This window comes from Bartonella sp. AS69XJJH, from assembly GCF_042195585.1.
Classification (GTDB): domain Bacteria; phylum Pseudomonadota; class Alphaproteobacteria; order Rhizobiales; family Rhizobiaceae; genus Bartonella.
Genome location: NZ_JBHIOO010000001.1, coordinates 175897 through 193585, shown reverse-complemented (window position 1 = coordinate 193585; position 17689 = coordinate 175897). Strand labels below are relative to the sequence as shown.

General features: G+C 36.4%; 10 protein-coding genes and 1 pseudogene. 5 read left to right on the top strand and 6 right to left on the bottom strand.

The genetic code is table 11. The annotated features are described in order from the left end of the window. Positions 1–1571: 1571 nt before the first annotated feature. The 3 genes from dapE to ACFIK6_RS00745 form a co-directional block, all read right to left on the bottom strand. Entirely contained in the window at positions 1572–2744 is a 1173-nt protein-coding gene (gene dapE / locus ACFIK6_RS00755) for a succinyl-diaminopimelate desuccinylase (RefSeq protein ID WP_375641333.1), read from the bottom strand. Positions 2745–2967: 223 nt separating this feature from the next. After that, complete coding sequence (locus ACFIK6_RS00750) at positions 2968–3714, bottom strand: M48 family metallopeptidase (RefSeq protein WP_375641332.1); 747 nt, start codon at positions 3712–3714, stop codon at positions 2968–2970. A gap of 31 nt (positions 3715–3745) precedes the next feature. Next, positions 3746–4525 (bottom strand): alpha/beta hydrolase, encoded by a 780-nt coding sequence (locus ACFIK6_RS00745; protein WP_375677273.1) that lies wholly within the window; start codon positions 4523–4525, stop codon positions 3746–3748. A gap of 195 nt (positions 4526–4720) precedes the next feature. On the opposite strand from ACFIK6_RS00745, the gene infC reads away from it, so the two are divergent. From infC to ACFIK6_RS00720, 5 genes are all read left to right on the top strand, one after another. Continuing rightward, a complete protein-coding gene (gene infC, locus ACFIK6_RS00740; RefSeq protein WP_375641329.1) occupies positions 4721–5239 on the top strand; it encodes a translation initiation factor IF-3 in 519 nt (172 codons plus the stop codon). A gap of 593 nt (positions 5240–5832) precedes the next feature. Then, the gene (locus ACFIK6_RS00735; protein WP_375641328.1) at positions 5833–7599 is read left to right on the top strand and encodes an ABC transporter ATP-binding protein; all 1767 of its coding nucleotides are present in this window, start codon (positions 5833–5835) and stop codon (positions 7597–7599) included. 1364 nt (positions 7600–8963) lie between these two features. Continuing rightward, a complete protein-coding gene (locus tag ACFIK6_RS00730) occupies positions 8964–9167 on the top strand; it encodes a hypothetical protein (RefSeq protein ID WP_375641327.1) in 204 nt (67 codons plus the stop codon). Positions 9168–9342: 175 nt separating this feature from the next. Further along, positions 9343–9567 carry a replication/maintenance protein RepL gene (locus ACFIK6_RS00725; RefSeq protein ID WP_342752785.1) on the top strand — a complete coding sequence of 75 codons (225 nt, stop codon included), beginning with the start codon at positions 9343–9345 and terminating at the stop codon, positions 9565–9567. 224 nt (positions 9568–9791) lie between these two features. After that, complete coding sequence (locus ACFIK6_RS00720; protein WP_375641325.1) at positions 9792–10034, top strand: hypothetical protein; 243 nt, start codon at positions 9792–9794, stop codon at positions 10032–10034. Positions 10035–10105: 71 nt separating this feature from the next. On the opposite strand, the pseudogene ACFIK6_RS00715 reads toward ACFIK6_RS00720, so the two are convergent. The 3 genes and pseudogenes from ACFIK6_RS00715 to ACFIK6_RS00705 form a co-directional block, all read right to left on the bottom strand. After that, a pseudogene (locus ACFIK6_RS00715) lies at positions 10106–10384 on the bottom strand (integrase); the annotation flags it as partial. A gap of 465 nt (positions 10385–10849) precedes the next feature. Next, a complete protein-coding gene (locus ACFIK6_RS00710) occupies positions 10850–15508 on the bottom strand; it encodes a translocation/assembly module TamB domain-containing protein (protein WP_375641324.1) in 4659 nt (1552 codons plus the stop codon). Next, entirely contained in the window at positions 15508–17472 is a 1965-nt protein-coding gene (locus ACFIK6_RS00705) for an autotransporter assembly complex family protein (RefSeq protein WP_375641322.1), read from the bottom strand. Before ACFIK6_RS00705 ends, ACFIK6_RS00710 begins: the two co-directional genes overlap by 1 nt. Between the last annotated feature and the right edge of the window lie 217 nt (positions 17473–17689).

Here is a 17689-nt window from a genome sequence, read left to right as displayed (position 1 = left end):
CATAGCAAAGGTGAGATTAGAATATCGTGAGATTCTCTCATTTCAAAACTATTTATAGTAAATTAGTTACCACCATTTGCTTACACCTTAAAAGTAGAGAAGCGTATGGATAAAATCTGTAAAAAAGAAGTAAAAAAAGCCCCTTATGAACAACCTTAAGTGCTAAAAGCTATCGCAATATTTTGAGCTAGAAATAGTGTGTGGTGGTCTAACTTTCTTTTTCATAAACGTAAAGATGGTGAGGCACTGTAGACTTTATACACTTCACGGTACACTATTCATAAGCACCGTAGTGGCACGAATGTGACAAACATTGAGGAAATTTCTTTAAAACAAGTATGTGAATGCATAATGCGATAATGTATGGTTCTTTATGAAATCGTGGCACCATTTCAAGAACCAGGGAAATAAGCATAAAACCATGTATCGATCTCTGATTATTTAAAAAGATATTGCTCTAGATAATTTTGAAAACCGTAAAACCGAATAAAAAAGGAGTGTAAAAAAGCACGCTGATTTTCACCTTTATACCTTTATATTTTTCCTCAATCAGGTTGTATGTCTGTTTCAGAGATTACAAAAAATAGATATACACAATACTTTTATCCTATTTTGGCATGTAAAAGCTGTTGTCGCAAAAATACTGAACCAATAATTTATTTGAGATACGCGGCTGTATGATTGGTGTTGATTTATAGATCACAGTAAAATCATGAGCTTTATTAAACAAATAATGCACTCAAATGGCAAATATACTAGATATGAATCCAGATTGCTTTGTTAGCGAGCGAAACGATATTAATCCCATATAATCTTACTTGTATGCGGACATGCTTATGAGTGTCTGTACGCATCCTTTCAGGTTATTTTATTAAAAAATTGAGAATAATACTAGGACAATCCTTGGCTAAAGAAGTCAACGTGATGCTACAAAAGAATTTCTGTGTATCTTTATCATAACTAATATTAAAGCTGATTAAATAAGCTCACCTTCTATCTCGTAATGATTTTGCAACGAAAGTTCTTGGGGACAAAAAAGCAAGGCAAAATATATGAAATAAAACAAACTTAAAACGCGTTTCCTATGGGCTTTATTCTAAGAGAGGCTAATTGAAACAAGAAGTACCTTTTATGAAGTGCAGAAACCATATTAAGACATGAACTGTGAATGAGCGCATTTATGTTGTACAACCTTTTTACAATAGCAGCATGTTTTTGTGTGTCTTTATGGCTTCAACCTGTCATCACACAATGATGATATAATATTCATTGTTTTCCATATATGATTGCGTATTGACTTCCTTTCTACACATGAAAGAACGAATATTTTTAATCCAATATGGTCTGTAAAAAGTTCTGCTTCTTCAAGCAGATCTCACTTGGCTTTCCAATTATGTAATTCACTTAAACTAAAGACTCTACAGGCAAGAATCCCAACTTAAGAATATTCACCACTTATTCTAAAACCACTTAATATATTAAGTCTTACGTATCTCATATCACCACACCTCAAATAGCAATGTCTTTTGGCACGATAAGATAAAGGTATTTTTGAACCAGCAATCATTTCTTTATGCAAAAAAATCAACAATAAAACGCTCATAAATAGTAGTAAGAGCTTCCACTGCATCAAGGGCTACACACTCATCTACCATATGCATCGTTTGCCCTGGTAAGCCAAATTCAACCACTGGGCAATAATCCTTAATAAATCGCGCATCTGAAGTACCACCAGAAGTGGAACATTCTGGTATATTCCCTGTTACACTTTTAATAGCATTGGATAGAGTTTGAATGAGCTTATCATTTTTGGTCAAAAAAACATCTCCTAAGCTTGGAATCCATTCAAGCTGATAAGAGGGATATTGATCACCATTGTTTTTTGATTGCACCAAAGCAAGACGCTTTTCAATTTCCTTCATCAGTGTTTCTTTTGTCCAAAGATCATTGTAGCGTATATTAAAATGAACTGTTGTCTGCGCTGGAATAACATTGACCGCTAAATTACCGGTATCGATGCTTGTTAGCTCTAAATTACTGGGCTGAAAATTCTCTGTCCCTTTATCTAAAGCAGTTTGTGTCAATGCTTGAATAAGCTTACTTGCCAAAGGCAAAGGATTAGCAGCCCGCTCTGGAAAAGCAACATGACCTTGGCGACCTTTCACGGTCATGACACCAGAAATCGATCCGCGGCGACCAATTTTGATGACATCCCCAACAGTCTTTACACTTGTTGGTTCCCCCACAAGAGCCGCAGTCCATTTTTCGCCTTTTTTTTCTGCCCATTTAAGGAGTTTGACGGTACCATTAACAGCAGGTCCCTCTTCATCACCGGTAATCAAAAAACTGACCATTCCTTTAATGGGTCGTTTCTCAAGAACTCGCGCTAGCGCCGCAATAAAACAAGCGATTCCGCCCTTCATATCAACAGCACCCCGCCCATATAATTTCCCCTGATCTATGACAGCTTCAAAAGGTGAATAAGTCCAATCTTCCAATGCACCTGGTGGTACGACATCTGTATGGCCTGCAAACATAAGATGAGGCCCTTCATTTCCCATTTTTGCATAAAGATTTTCAACATTATCTGTATTTTTATCCGTAAAAATAGGGCGCTCGACATGAAATCCCATTTTTTTCAAAAATTGTTCCAAAGCTGATAAAGCCCCTGCTTCATGAGGAGTAACAGAAGGACAACGGATAAGTCTCTGTAACAGCTGAAGTGGATCTGTAAGAACAGGCATAAGCTCCCCTTCCCATTTTTTATAAGTTATCGTAACTTAAGATTATTACGCTGAATTACAAAAAAGATAAAGCAAAAACATTGAAGACACTCAGCAAACCAAGCAGGGGAGAACAATCGTGCTGAGAGCTTCAATGGCTTCCTCATTATGCATGAGCAAGTACACACATAACAAAACACTCAACAAAAAGTTCCGTTAAATATTGCCTTCATTGGAAAGTTTTTTACACCTCTACATTATATGAATCAAAATTAATTGCTTGCAATCTATGAGCATTTTCCTTCAACCAAGAACGATACGTTTTACTATCAGGACATAGTTCTTCACAAAGAGCCCAAAATCTTGGACCGTGATTCATTTCAACAAGATGAGAAACCTCATGAGCAACAACATATTCCACAACTTCTTTTGGTGCCATAACAAGGCGCCAAGAAAAAGAAAGACGCTTATCTATTGAACAAGACCCCCAACGACTTCTCGTATCTTTATAACAAATTGATTTGACTTTACGCTCTACTTTATGGGCATAATGTGCCACCAAAGGTGTTATAATATGTGCTGCTTGTTTTTTCAAAACGTCAGCGATGCGTCTTGGAAGGTATTCTAATTGACCATAAACAATAATTTCAGGCCCTTGCTCCGCATCTGCTGTAATGATTTCTGTTACCCCACGCCCTTCTCTATGCTTTATGGTATGGGAAACACCTAATAAAGGAATCATTGCCCCCTCTTTGAGATAAGCATTTTCATGAGAGATTTGTATACGAGCAAGACGTGCCTCAATCCAAGATCGATGCTTTTCAATAAAACTTTGAATCGTACAGAGACTTATCGCTGGTGGTGTTGTTACACAAATCTCTTGACTGCTGGCATCAATACGTAAGGTAAGACGGCGCGCATTCTTATTTTCCCGTACCCGTACAGGTACAGAGCGATCAGAAAAAATAAAATGCTGTTTAGAAATGCTCATATATTTTTATCTTCATCAATAAATATACCCCTTATTTTGCATTAATCTGATTAATAAAAGATCTCAATACTGTTTCAAGGCAATCTAAATCTTGTGGACGAGAAAAGCGATGATCAGCATCACGAACAAGTGTCAATGTTACATCATGGAGAGGTAAATGATCAAGTAAAGTCAATGTATGCTGATAGGGAATATCTTCATCTTCCATCCCTTGTAGAATATGGACTGGACACCCAACATCAATGCATTCTTTCATAACACAATTTTCGCGTCCATCTTCAATCAATGTTTTTGTAAAGGGCATTGGCTCTGTATCATCAACAGAAGGTCGTTCAATATAGCCTTTTTCTTCCAAAATCTTCCATTCTTCTGGGCCTAATTTTGGTTCTACCAATGTTTGTGTAAAATCAGGAGCTGGCGCAATCAAGACCATGCCAGCAAGCTTCTTATTTTTTTGTGCTAGCATCATAGCAAGCTTTAGCGCAATCCACCCGCCCATAGAGGTGCCAATCAAAATTTGTGGCCCCTCACAATAATTTTCAAAAACCGCTAAACTTTCTTTAACCCAGCGTGAAATCGTTCCTTGAAAAAAATCACCACCCGATTCTCCATGTCCAGAGTAATCAAAACGTAAACAAGACAAATCATTCTTCTGAGCAAAACTATCAACCAACATCGCCTTATCCCCTGACATATCAGATAGATAGCCATGAAGCCACACCAAACCTGGAGATTGGCGCCCCTTGCGATAGCGTACTGCAAGTGGAGTGTTCTCAAACGAAAAAAACTGACAAGGAATATTTTGATCCATGATTCTGTAACCTCCATAAAACAATTTCTTTAAATTAAGAGAAAAACTTTTATAATCTAAATCATTCCAAAAAGTAATAAATCAAATAATGAAAAAGGCGCGAATTATAGTTGTTTTTAGGTGCATAATTGTATATTAAACTAACTGTAGTTGAATCAAAATTAAGGAGCATAAACCATTCGTAAACCGTTTAAAATGACACCTACCCAAAAAGACGGACCACGTTCAAATCAGGATATCCGAGTGCCTCATGTTCAGCTTATCAATGATGAGGGACAACATCAGGGAATTGTTGCGATACAAGAAGCTCTTGCTATGGCTGCAGATGCGGGACTTGATTTGGTTGAAATTGTACCAAATGCGGAGCCGCCCGTATGTAAAATCATCGATTTGGGCAAATTAAAATATCAAACCCAAAAAAAAGCTGCTGAAACGCGTAAGAAGCAAAAAGTCATCGAAATCAAAGAGATTAAGATGCGCCCAAATGTTGATGTCCATGATTATGGAGTCAAACTCAAGGCTGTTCATCGCTTTATTGATCATGGGGATAAAGTAAAGATTACTTTGCGTTTTCGTGGTCGTGAGATGGCTCACCAAGATCTTGGATTAAAGCTTCTTCAGCGTGTGAAAGAAGATACAAGTGAAATTGCCAAAATCGAATTGGAGCCAAAGCTTGAAGGCCGACAAATGATGATGGTGATAGCACCTAAATAGTTTTGCATTGGAATAATATTTGCATGCAACTCGTCAACATGAGCGTATGATATTATTTAGAAGCACCACATAGAGTTTTTGTGGTGCTTTTAAGCTTTTATAAATGTGTATAAATCCTTTTAAGAGTTTAATAATGCTTTATCGATTTATAAGAAGAATTCGTTATTTTGCATATTAAATGAGAAAGCTTAAGCATCGTAAGGTCTGCTTATTTCAAGCTCTCTTATCATGTAATGCAGCAGAATTGTTTGCTTATACATTACAAATGGAGACGATACATAAAAATTATTTAAAAAGCAGAAATATTTTTTGTGAGCCATTTCAAGTGCCAAAGGCTATCACAATATGGGAATTGGTAAATACAATGGTGAAACTCGCCGGTACTTTTATTGAACTAAAGATAATGATGAACAACGAATTTTCATTATACCTGTCACAGATAACTTTGCACTACATTCTTCACTCTCGCCGTCGTGAAATTGATGTGATGAACCTTGAAAGAAAAGGTTATTTTTTTAAAAAAGATTAAGGGGCTTTTTAATTAAGAATGTTTCAATCTTGCATAAAATAATGAGAGAATATGGAAGCACTTCATGGCTAAAAAACAAATTTCCTCTTTTGATAAACATCTTATTATCCGCCTTTTGCGAGAAAATTTTCGTAAACATATGCGTTGGTACAGTGCGGCTATTTTCTCAATGATCATCATTTCTTGTACCACGGCAACCAGTGCATGGATTATGCGTGATGTTGTTAATCAGATTATTGATGCACAAAATTTTCCTATGATTGTTTTGATTTCTAGCTTCATTGCTTTTATCTTTATTCTCAAAGGAGTTGCAACTTTTTCCCAAACTTACTTTCTAAACAAAGCAGGAAATAGTATCATTGCTGAACAACAGCGTAAAATTTTTGCACGACTTATGGAACAAGGAGTCTCCTTTTATCATAATAACACTTCATCTGATCTTCTTGTTCGTGTAACTCATAATGCGACAGCCGTACGTAATATCATTGATACTATTATTACAACTTTTGTACGTGATTTGCTTTCCGTTAGTGGTCTGTTGCTTGTCATGTTCATTCAAAACTTTGTGTTAATCTCCATTACTTTAATCGTAGGACCATTAGCTTTTTTAGGCGTTCGAATGGCTTTAAAACGCGTTCGCAGCCTGATGGAAAAAGAGCTCCTTTCACTTGGTGAAATTATCAAAATCGTACAGGAAACAGCTGTTGGTATTCGAGTCATTAAGGCCTTTTCACTAGAAGAAGTCATGAAAAAACGGATGGACAAAGCCATTTGTGATGTTGAAAAACAAACAAACAATATTGCAACACTCGAAGCTATTACTAATCCGATTATGGAAACACTCACGGGTGTTGCCATTGCAGGTATTATTTGTTTTTCCGGTTATCTTGCAACCCAACGCGCAGGTGTTCAAGGTGAATTTATGTCCTTCATTGTTGCTTTACTTTTAGCTTATGAACCCGCAAAAAGACTAGCAAATGTACGTGTCAAAATTGAATCTGGCTTGGTCAATATCCGTACGATGTTTGAAATACTCGATTGTCCCCTTACAGTTATAGAACATAAAGAAGCTAAAGATCTGAATAAAACGCAAGGAACTATTCGTTTCGAACATGTTTCTTTTGCCTACACTGATAACAAAATGATATTAAAAGATATCAACCTAGAAATAGAAGCTGGAAAAATGACAGCATTGGTGGGACCATCCGGTTCGGGAAAGTCAACCCTTATCAACCTTATTATGCGCCTGTATGACCCCACAAAAGGACGCATATTGATTAATGATCAAGACATCCGCTACACGACATTTCGCTCTCTGAGAAATCTGATGGCCTATGTAGGACAGGACACTTTTCTCTTTCAAGGAACTGTTAAATATAATATCGGACTTGGAAAAGAAGGAGCTAGTGATGACGAAATTATCGAAGCAGCAAAAGCAGCAAATGCTCATGACTTTATTATGAGTTTGCCAAATGGTTATGATACACAGATAGGTGATAATGGCTGTAATCTTTCAGGAGGACAAAAACAACGACTCGCTATCGCTAGAGCAATGATTCACGATAGTGAAATTCTGATTCTTGATGAAGCAACAAGTGCGCTCGATTCACACACCGAAGCACAAATTAATGAAGCCATTCATCACCTTACCAAAGGACGCACAACGATCATTATTGCTCATCGCCTTTCAACGATTGCTCGTGCTCATAAAATTGTGGTCATACAAGATGGACAACTGATTGAACAAGGTACTCAAAAAGAATTGCTAGAAAAAGAACATGGGTTTTATAAAAAACTTCATAATATCCAGTTCAAAAAACATACCTCCTAATTTCTAGATCCTTAAATAAGACTTGAAATAAAAAATGGATAGAAGCTAATGCTCCATTTATAAAAAAGACTTGTTACCAAGAAAAAGTATTACTTCAACCAAGAATTGGCAGAGAATTTTATGGTTTATTGAAAATAAACTTCTTGAATTTAGATGAAAACTTTACTCGCTATTTTGTTGAATGCAATTGACTCTCACAATGAAACTTCAAAAATCCCTTCCCTTCCTCAAATAAGTGTTGAAACATTCATAAGTGTTGTGAATCCTAAAAGAGAGAGCATCAAGGTTTGAAAAAATTGCCACGGATTATGATGATGAATCTGGATTAATACAACCTTTATCCGTGTTTATCCCTACACTGACAATTTTTTCTCCACACATCTTAAAGGACAAAGATTCTACCCAATCTGATCTGTAAACAATCCAGATTTTTATTGAGTTCGTTCCACTTGATAACAACTTATGTGATTCAATTATATAAGGCTTACCCTAGATATTCACCATGTGCTTTCAAAATACTTTGTCAAAACTTACATGCCTTATGTTATCGCACCTCAAATGTCAGTCTTTTATGGTACAACAGGATAGGCTGACAATTATAAATTGTGCTGCAAATTATAGCTACACTCAGCATGAAAAAAACATTGAAAAAATAAGAGAGGATTTATTATAAAACTTTTTTACTGTTGTAGCTTGCTTTAAAGCAAGCTTTGCTGTTTTTTCTATATTTAGAAACTAAAGTGATATTCCTCCAATACCTTAACTTCTTTAAGAGTTTATAAATGCACAACGTTAGTGCTTATATAAGACTATGATCTCAATATGCAAAAAAACAGATGAAAAGTAAAATGACATTCCTCTTTCTTTTAAATGCCTAAATAGAAAAATACGACATATAACTCTGATAAATATTTTTACAAAAAATATCTTTTGGCATGCATATTAATACTTTGATTTATAATCATAATTTATTATATTATATCTTAAATAAAAGATAAGGTGTAATTTGCTTATTGCATATTTTCTTTATATTTATGATGAATCAATCAACAGCACTTGTTGTGTGTCATAAGAGATATTGGTTTATGCATAAAAACCCTCAAGATAAGCAATAAAAATACCTCTGCATTTTCAAGTGAAAAGATTGTCGGCAACATGAGAAGCTTGAAAATAGAATGATAATACTGACTTATACCTTTAATAAATACTTATACCTTTATTAATAACGGTAGTATGGATTTTATACCATTCATAAGAAGTCCTTTATACCATTTCACAAGCAATCTTATGAAATAGGCTTGCGCACACTGAGAAATGTTTCTTTAAAACAAGCACATGAACTTGCAACACAATAGCGTTATATTTTGGAGTATTCTGTTTGGAGGGCTATTCGTTATATGAAAAAAATAAAAGCTATTCGATATGAAGAAAATCCATTTATTGAGGGAATGACTGTTCCTATAAAAAATCAACGAATACGATTATCAAGATTAGGACGTGACGATAATGTTTTAATCAATCAATCAACTGGTGAAATGCAAGGCACTCATGTAACGACTTTTCGATGAGTGGATTCGCAAGAGTTTATAAAACTATTCACAAATAATATTGCTCTAACTTTTGAATTAAAAACAGCAGGAATAAAAGCTTTTGGAGTACTAGTCTGGATGCTGCAGGAAAAAGGAATAAGCAAAGATCTAGTACCATTAGATAAACTAGCTTTAGACGACTTTCTCGAAGCCAATAAAGAAAAAAATAGCACTTTCTCTTCCTACTTTCGCATGTGGTTTAACCGAACTAGAAAGCGCTCAAATCATCGCTAAACATTTACGACAAGGGTGGTACTTTATCAATCCTAACCTTATTTTCAATGGCGATAGAATTGCCTTTACAACCGTTATTCAACGAAGAAGAAACGAAAAAAAGGACGATAGTACCCTAGATATGTTTGATGATTCAAACGAGTAATGAGAGGCTACCGCCTCTCAAACTCTCCGTACACTCACCAAAATCATGATAAGGAGGAAGTGCTTTTTTCTGCTAGCCAACATCAAAAAGGGCTTTAGCCACGAACGACTTTATGTAATAAAGTCTAGTGAGTTACACCATTTATGGTGGACCACCGGAGGTACCGCCTTGCGATGCCCCAAGTAAAACGGTTGAATAACAGATAGGGGCAGACATGGCGGTATATGCGATCATGCGGTTGTAAAAAGCTAGCAACAATGGGCTGTGTGGCTGCTGCTCTGCAACACTGCTACCGTGAACGAGAAACACCAAATGCTGATAAGGATCAAACACAAAACAACGAACAGCATGTATCCCAATCATCCAGTGAAGCAATGGGAAAAATGCGCAATTTGCTACCAGAAAAACGACGTAAAGACGCTGTGCTAGCAGTTGAATACGTCATGACAGCTAGTCCAGATAGGTAATGTTTATTATTAAATAATATGGCTTTAAATGCGTTTGACAATAAAATTGATTATCTTATGGATTATCCGCTTGCCTCATGCTTTTGTTTATCACGTTCTTTAATGGAATCACGCCTTTCACGTAAAAACAGAATGCCATTGTGTTGCAAATTTCAAATTCAGGTGCTTTTGTTTTAAAGAAACCTCTCTCAAAGTCTTCCCCAAGCCCATTTCGCGATAACGTCCGTGAATTGTATAACGAGAAACCCATTACTCCCCCTATCTTTACGCTTATGGAGTAACAAGCCCGCACCATTCACGCTATTTTGCCAGCCCCTGTTGCGACAGGCTTAACTCTCGAGATGGTTCATAAGAGGCATTTTTAGTCATTTCTTAATAGTTTTATCCACACAGGATTCCCCGCTTGTAACATGCAAGGCGAATGGTTTTTGATTGATCCAACATAAGAGAGATTCACAATGAGAGAATCATATGATATTCAAAGTTCTAATTCAAATTGAATAATGATAAATTATTTTTATAAATCAATATATTGCATACATTACATTCTTTAAGCAACAGCATGAGATGGGTTTGAGAACAAGGTAAGACATTTCTCTACAATAAATATATAACAGAAAAATAACACACTGTCTTTCGTGAAGATTTTGTCCCTTTAGAGAATAGCATAAATAAAAAATCGAATATTTCAGATATATTTCTTTACGCCTCAAAAAAAGCTTCTTCTTTTGTAGGATTTCTAGTCTATGTCCCCTTCCTCAGATTTAGAAATGAGAGACAAAAAACGAAGAAATTGTTTTTTTAAAATTCAATATTTAATAATCCCTTTCATAAAAAAGACCAATACTAGAATTTTGTTCATTCCCTATAGCACCTTTAGCTTTGAGATGACGCGAAATATCTAAATTAATTGTCCCTTTCGTCGTTCCATCAGACCCTGCTTCAAAACCCAAATAAATATTATTGTGTATGTAGCGTCCAATACGTAATCCTGTATTACCCTTCTCATTAACGATAACATCAAGATCATCAAGTCCAATTTTAGTTCGTAAAGTATTCAACAAAGATGTATTAGAAGCACCTGCAAGATCAGCCGCTGCTGCTGCAAGTTGAGCAATCTGAAATGGTGATAATTCATTGAGAGAACGATTAAAAATCAAACGCGCCAAAATCTCATCCTGAGGCAAATTTGGTTGTGAAGAAAAATTAATATCAAGATTATCAACCGTCCCACTTACAGTTACAGTGACGCGAATATCACCACTGTTATTGTTGGTTACAAAATAAACCGTAGGATTAAGATTACCGCTAAAACTCGCTTGCCCTTGATCAAAATTAAGACGTTGCGAAAGAATATCAAAACGTCCACGAATCATTCTAAATTCACCAACTGGATGCACATCATTCAATGGACCTGCTAGATTAATGCGTCCTCCAAGTTCAGCATCTAAGCCTTTTCCGCGTACAAAAAATTGATTGCGTGCTGTAATACTCATATTTGATAACACAACAGATGAAGATTCTTGTGTAACTATACGGCTTTTGCTTTTGTTCGTGTTCTTAACATCAGCACGTTCAAGTGTTGTTTGAATCGATTTAGTTAAATTCTTATTTCTAACATCAAGAAACTTAGCACTTTTAAAATGATCCGGAACAAAAACTTCAGCTTTTTCAACGATAATATCACCACCAATAACAAGATCATTTAAAAAATGACCTTTCATTGTCATCTCACCTGATAATGTTGCCAGAATCATAGAACCATCGTTATAATTGGCATTATCAAGATGAAATATCAAATCTGTCTCTAGAACATTAGAGATACGACCTGAAGCAGAAATCCCCCCCCCCTCAAACGAAGAAGCTGAAGCTTTCTCTATAAGGACATGATCACCATTCAATTTGCCTTCAAGCGTTATATTATTCAATCCTACATTTGTTTGTGAATCAAAAAAGCTACCGTCACCTATAGAAATATTTCCTATCAATTGTGGCTTGGACAACGCACCATTAAGAGCTGTATCAATTCTTGCTGTACCCGTTATATGTGCACCACGCTTGGCTAATAAGAGATTAAAAAAATCAAGAGGCATTATCCCTTTAACGTTTAATTTTGCCTCTGAACCATTAAGAGATACAGGCCCATGAATGGAAAGATCTAATCCTTTATCTCCATTAGCTATCATATTTTCAATATGAAAAGTCGATTTTTTATAAGAACCACGAGCATTTATATTGATTGACATTGGTCCTTTATGCGTCATAGCGGTTAAATTTTGACTAGAAAACTCAAAATGAGCAGATGGATCCTTCATTGTTCCACCAATATCAACTTTGCCTATCATTGTCCCATCAAGCGCTTGTCCTGCAATAAAAATATTTGCCAAACGTGCAGATAAATTTTGCAAATTAATATGAAGATCAAGCTTATTTTTCTCTAGAGATACACGCCCCTGAGCTTGTGCTTGTACTCCTTCTCCTGTTAAATTTGCATTTAAAGTAAGATTTTGATCTACAGTGTTTCCCGTAGCAGAAAGAGAAAAAGGCATAATTTTTTTATCTTGAAAAGCAACGGTTGTCAGTCCCTCACCTTTTATATCGTAAGTTATATCAGGTTTTTTTAAATGACCACGAATCATAACCTGCCCTGTTACACTCCCTGCTGCTCCAAGATCAGATTTCCACAGATTGACTAAAGTAGCAGGAAGCGCATTCATTGTAAGTTGCAAATTCAGGGTATCTTGAATATTCCCTGCTAAGATGATGTTGCCTCCATTTATTGCAATTCCTAATTCATTGATTGTTATTCCATCTTTATCAAAAGCAATTATGGATGGTTTTGGCAATGTTGCATGAAAAGCGTGTTGTTTTAAGTCCACAGTTTCAATTTGCACTTCTCGTTTTATACTTTCTGGAAGTTCCTCAACCATTAAACGACCAGAAAGCCGAGCATTGAGAGTATCATGCAACATCGCTTGAACAGTAAAAACCGTTTGTCCATTATTTCTATCAGCGTGAGCATTTAAACGATTGACCATTATCAAAGGTGTTTGAATATGTTCTGCATTGATAACGCCTTCAAACTGAGTCATGCCAAAAGGATCGAATATGTCAGCATCTATTGCCAATTTTTTTATTTTATTCTTGGAAAAATTCAAATGGTTAACATGCGCCTTCACATTGGTTTTTTGTCTGCCATTTTGTTCATCAAAAATAAAATCTCCTTTTACTGTTCCACTACCATCCTGCAAAAATAACGCTGAAAGTACAGAAATATCATCGGCATCAATATGCAGCGCTCCTTTCAAAAAACCGCCAAGTTGTTGAGAAAGGTCACCCGTTATTTTTGCGCCTCCCCCTCTAATATCGATATTTTCAAGTTTTCGAATTTTATGAGAATCTTTAAAAGAGGCGGATAAATGCAAAGGTTTCTTAGCAAAAATCCCTTCACCTTTTACCACCCCTGTTAAAGAAGTAACTGGTGCTGTATTATCTACAAATGCATCTATGTTAAGTGTTGTGTTTTGAAGTTTCTTCCCTACGATTAATGCTTCAGCAATATGGGCACGTGTATTTAGTTTTATATGGCTATTGCGCCCTCTCGCCGTACTTTGAATTGTAAGCGCACCGCTTATCTTTGGATCTAATTTGGACAAATCAGATATTTGAGCAGATAGATCCATTTTAGCGCTTTCATCTGAAAAATAACCATTCGCTTCTATGTTTGTATATTGATTTTTCAAATTAAAATGACGAAAAATAAAACCCCTCGTATTTCGAGTAGCACCACCTGAAAGAGTGATGTTTCCTTTGAATAAACGATCAAAAGACTGCACGCCTATTTTCACATCGTCAGCCATTCCTGATAATTGGAGATCAAAAATGCCACTCAATAAATTGATCGTTCCTTTGGCTTTAATATCTGCACTACCAGAAAGTGATTGTTTACTGAACACTTCTAAAGGAGTTAATGTTTGAGCTTTTAAACCGAGATCGCCTTTAAAAACAAAATTTTCCATTGTCCCCTTTAACCAAGAAGAAAAACCCTGAGCCGTAACACTCAGATCATGAATCAAAATTGGTTTATTCGAAACAATATCCGTATCTAAATGCACATGAACCGCTTGGCTTAAATTTTCTACTAACGCTCCCTTAATCTTTTTAACCCCTTGAAGTGTCCCTTTAACCTGAACACCAACATGCCGAGAAGCTGGATCATCAAGATTTTCGCTTACCCCTCCCATATCAAAAATTGCATCGCGAATATAAATATTTTTATTTCTTAAATGACCTACAACCAACCGCCCATTCCAAGATTGTTGCCCTTCGCGACCATAGTCAATATTCAAAGCAAGAGTATTCGCAGATTTTGGCACTTCTGATACAGGTAAACGAACAGACTCCTTTTCGTTATCAAGAGCCATTTTCCCATCAACAAAAAGCTGCCGCAAAAATCCATCGGCGGTTATTTCAGCATTGGCTATAACATTCATTGCTTTGCTCTGAATAACCATCTGATCAAGGTGTGTCACACCTTCTTTTGTTCTTCTTGCCTTTGCTTTTAATGTTATATCAGATTCAAAGAGATTACGATATTGAGAAGGTATTAAAGGGCTCAGTGTTCCCTCTAGTTTCGTAGAAAAACTCTGTCCTTCTGGAACACTTGCAAGAATAACATTACCATCTACAATAGAACGATGATCAGACTCTAAAGAAAGTTTGATAACCAAATCATCAAAAGTACCATCACCTTTCACGACGAGATTTAATGCTGGACGTTGTTCAATGTTAAAAATATTCGCCAAAATACCATTTTGTGGTTCGTTAGCAGAAATATCAATTTGAGCTGTACGATTACTATCAGATATCTTGGTGAGAACAGAAAAAGAACCCGGTGCATCTAAACGGTGTGCCGCTATATCGACATCAAAATTACCACTCGCCAAGGTGAAATTGCCTTTTAAGGACATATCAGCAGAAAAACCAAAAAGATTCTGTTCAAAAGTCACATGTTGAGCTGTAAGCGTATTGATAGAAAGAGCAAGCGGCAATTTTGGTAAAGAGAACTTACCCGTCTCAAGGGAAGAAACAAAAGAAGAATTGCCTTGCGGTTTTCGTAAAAATGTAACCTGTTCTGCCGAAAGCTGGTTAATATCCATCCGCCCTCTCAGCAACGCTAGACGATTCCAATCCATTTTAGCATTGGTAATTTTAAGCCAAACCCCTTTTTTATCACTGACAGTAATAGTATCAATTGATGTTTGAGAAGACAGTGTCCCTTGCATATTGTGTAAACGAACTTGACGATTAGGCGCTGAAAGCTTTCGTTCAATTAAAGAAACAAACCATGAGCGATCTTCTGTTTTCATTTCGCTAGAGGGAAGAATGTCTCCTCTTTGCGCAAAAACAAAACCACCCACCCCAAAAAACAAAAATACAAAGAAGAAAGCTGATAAACGTACACCTTTTTTCATTAAAATGCTTGCCCTATACCCACATAAAAACCAATGCGAGGATCACCCTTCTCTCTCTTTAAAGGAAAGGCTAAATCAACGCGTAAAGGACCAAGACCCGTCATATAACGACCTCCTATACCGGCTCCCCATTTAATTTTTTGAGAAAAATCAAAATTTGCCTTTTCCCCTACGACACCTCCATCAAGAAAACCGACAAACCCTATTTTATCATTTAAAGAAACACGCAATTCTGCCGATCCTTCAACAACCGCCCGTCCACCAACAACCGCATCATTTTCTGTTTTGATACCAATATTACGGTAAGAATAACCACGAACAGACCCACCACCACCAGCAAAAAAAAGCGTATTCGCAGGGATTTGTGCTGTATCATTCCCAAGAATTGTACCAATCTTTGCCCGCGCAGCAAAAACAAAACGATCTCCTTCGTCCAACGCCCAATAAGAACGACCTTCTGCTGTTACTTTTGCAACAAAGTTGCTAAAACGCATCTCATAAAAAGGCTCAATGAAAACTTCCCCATATAAACCTTTTGTTGCATTAAACTTATTATTACGACTATCGTAAATCAAACCGCTAGGGAAACCTATTGTTGTAAAATTACGGCTCCCAAAATAGATATCACGTGAATAACCATTTGAAACTTCTACAGCAGCCTGCCCCGATAGATTACCATTGAAAATATGTGTAATACCTAATCTTCCTTTGATGGCTTTTGTCGTATAATTTTCTAGAACATCTTGTTGTATTTTTAATTCTGACCTGAGATCTGTATCTGGCGTGAGTACACCAGGCTTTATAAACGTGCCACCAAAAAGATAATCAAAATTTTTAAAATTATACGATTGCTTTTTATTACTACCAACACCACTTATTTTTGTTTCAATTTTAAGAACCTCTGCATGACCAAAAAGATTGTTATGCATCCAATAAGCCTCAAAACCAGCACCATCTAATGTTGAATAGCTACCGCCTACACCAAAACGACGCGGTTTACGTTCTTGTACAACAAGTGAAAGCGGTAAACTGCCGTCTAGATTAATGGTATCAGCCTCACGTATATTGATAGCACGAAAAACACCAAGGCGCGCAAGACGTTCATTTGCCTTAGCTAATGCATCGGAATCGTATTTCTGTCCTAGCTTCAATCCGGTCATCCATGCGATATAAGCTGAATCTACACGTGGTTTTTTACTTATATTACGCACACTTAAAGGACCATAATGAGCCTTTTGTCCAAGATCAACAACAATCCGTCCTTCAACACGCAACGCAGCATGATCAGCCACGACCTCACTCTTCATAATTTTAGCTTTAGCATAACCTTGTTGACGCCATCCTTCTATCGCCCATTTTTCTGCTTTCAAAATGGTTTCAGATTTAGCAATCGCCCCAACTTTATAGCCCAATTCTTCAATTGTGGGCATTTTATGCGCTTTACGTTTTTCAAATGGAGCGACTTTATCAATATTTGCAACACTAAAAACATATTGTGGACCGGCATTAATTGTAATGACAATATTGGATTGTGCTGGAAGTTGAGTTACCGGACTTAAATCAGCGACTTCTAAGCCATTAATTTTAATGCTAATAACACCGCCGTAGCGTCCATCAGCATAAAGAGCAGAAAGAATTGCTCGATAATCTGAACGCGCCTTGGCTAGTAAACCAGAAGAACTGGCAGATCCTTTCTCTCTATCAGCAACAAGAGAAGAAACAGATTTAACTATTTTTATACCTTCTAATGGCGCGCCTGGCGGTGCAACAACATCAACTTTATAAAATCTCTCTGTACTTTTGGTATAATGTGAAGGAGAATTTGTTTTCTTTTGACCAAAAAAAGGTATGCCGAAAAAATCAAATGCAGCAAGTGGCTGTGGAAAAGCAAAAGCGAAACACAAGCCTATAAATACACAGCGCACAGTCCCTGATTTTAACAAAATTCTTGCTTGGTATACCATAAAATCAGATACCCTATAATACACTTTGCATCTACTACACTTTAAATAATATAAAAATAAGAAAGGTAAATATAATTACTTTGCACATTTTGCACGTTTTATCACATCAAATAACACTCTGGGATACATAACGTCACCCTCCCCTTATATTTTCATAAAACTCTGCACTGTTGTATAACACGAACAGCCTCTTTCTTTTTTCTTAACATATTTATTT

Bases quoted from the DNA above. Each gene is read 5' to 3' on its own strand.
- dapE (WP_375641333.1), bottom strand. From the start codon at position 2,744: ATGCCTGTTCTTACAGATCCACTTCAGCTGTTACAGAGACTTATCCGT.
- ACFIK6_RS00750 (WP_375641332.1), bottom strand. From the start codon at position 3,714: ATGAGCATTTCTAAACAGCATTTTATTTTTTCTGATCGCTCTGTACCT.
- ACFIK6_RS00745 (WP_375677273.1), bottom strand. From the start codon at position 4,525: ATGGATCAAAATATTCCTTGTCAGTTTTTTTCGTTTGAGAACACTCCA.
- infC (WP_375641329.1), top strand. From the start codon at position 4,721: ATGACACCTACCCAAAAAGACGGACCACGTTCAAATCAGGATATCCGA.
- ACFIK6_RS00735 (WP_375641328.1), top strand. From the start codon at position 5,833: ATGGCTAAAAAACAAATTTCCTCTTTTGATAAACATCTTATTATCCGC.
- ACFIK6_RS00720 (WP_375641325.1), top strand. From the start codon at position 9,792: ATGCGATCATGCGGTTGTAAAAAGCTAGCAACAATGGGCTGTGTGGCT.
- ACFIK6_RS00710 (WP_375641324.1), bottom strand. From the start codon at position 15,508: ATGAAAAAAGGTGTACGTTTATCAGCTTTCTTCTTTGTATTTTTGTTT.
- ACFIK6_RS00705 (WP_375641322.1), bottom strand. From the start codon at position 17,472: ATGGTATACCAAGCAAGAATTTTGTTAAAATCAGGGACTGTGCGCTGT.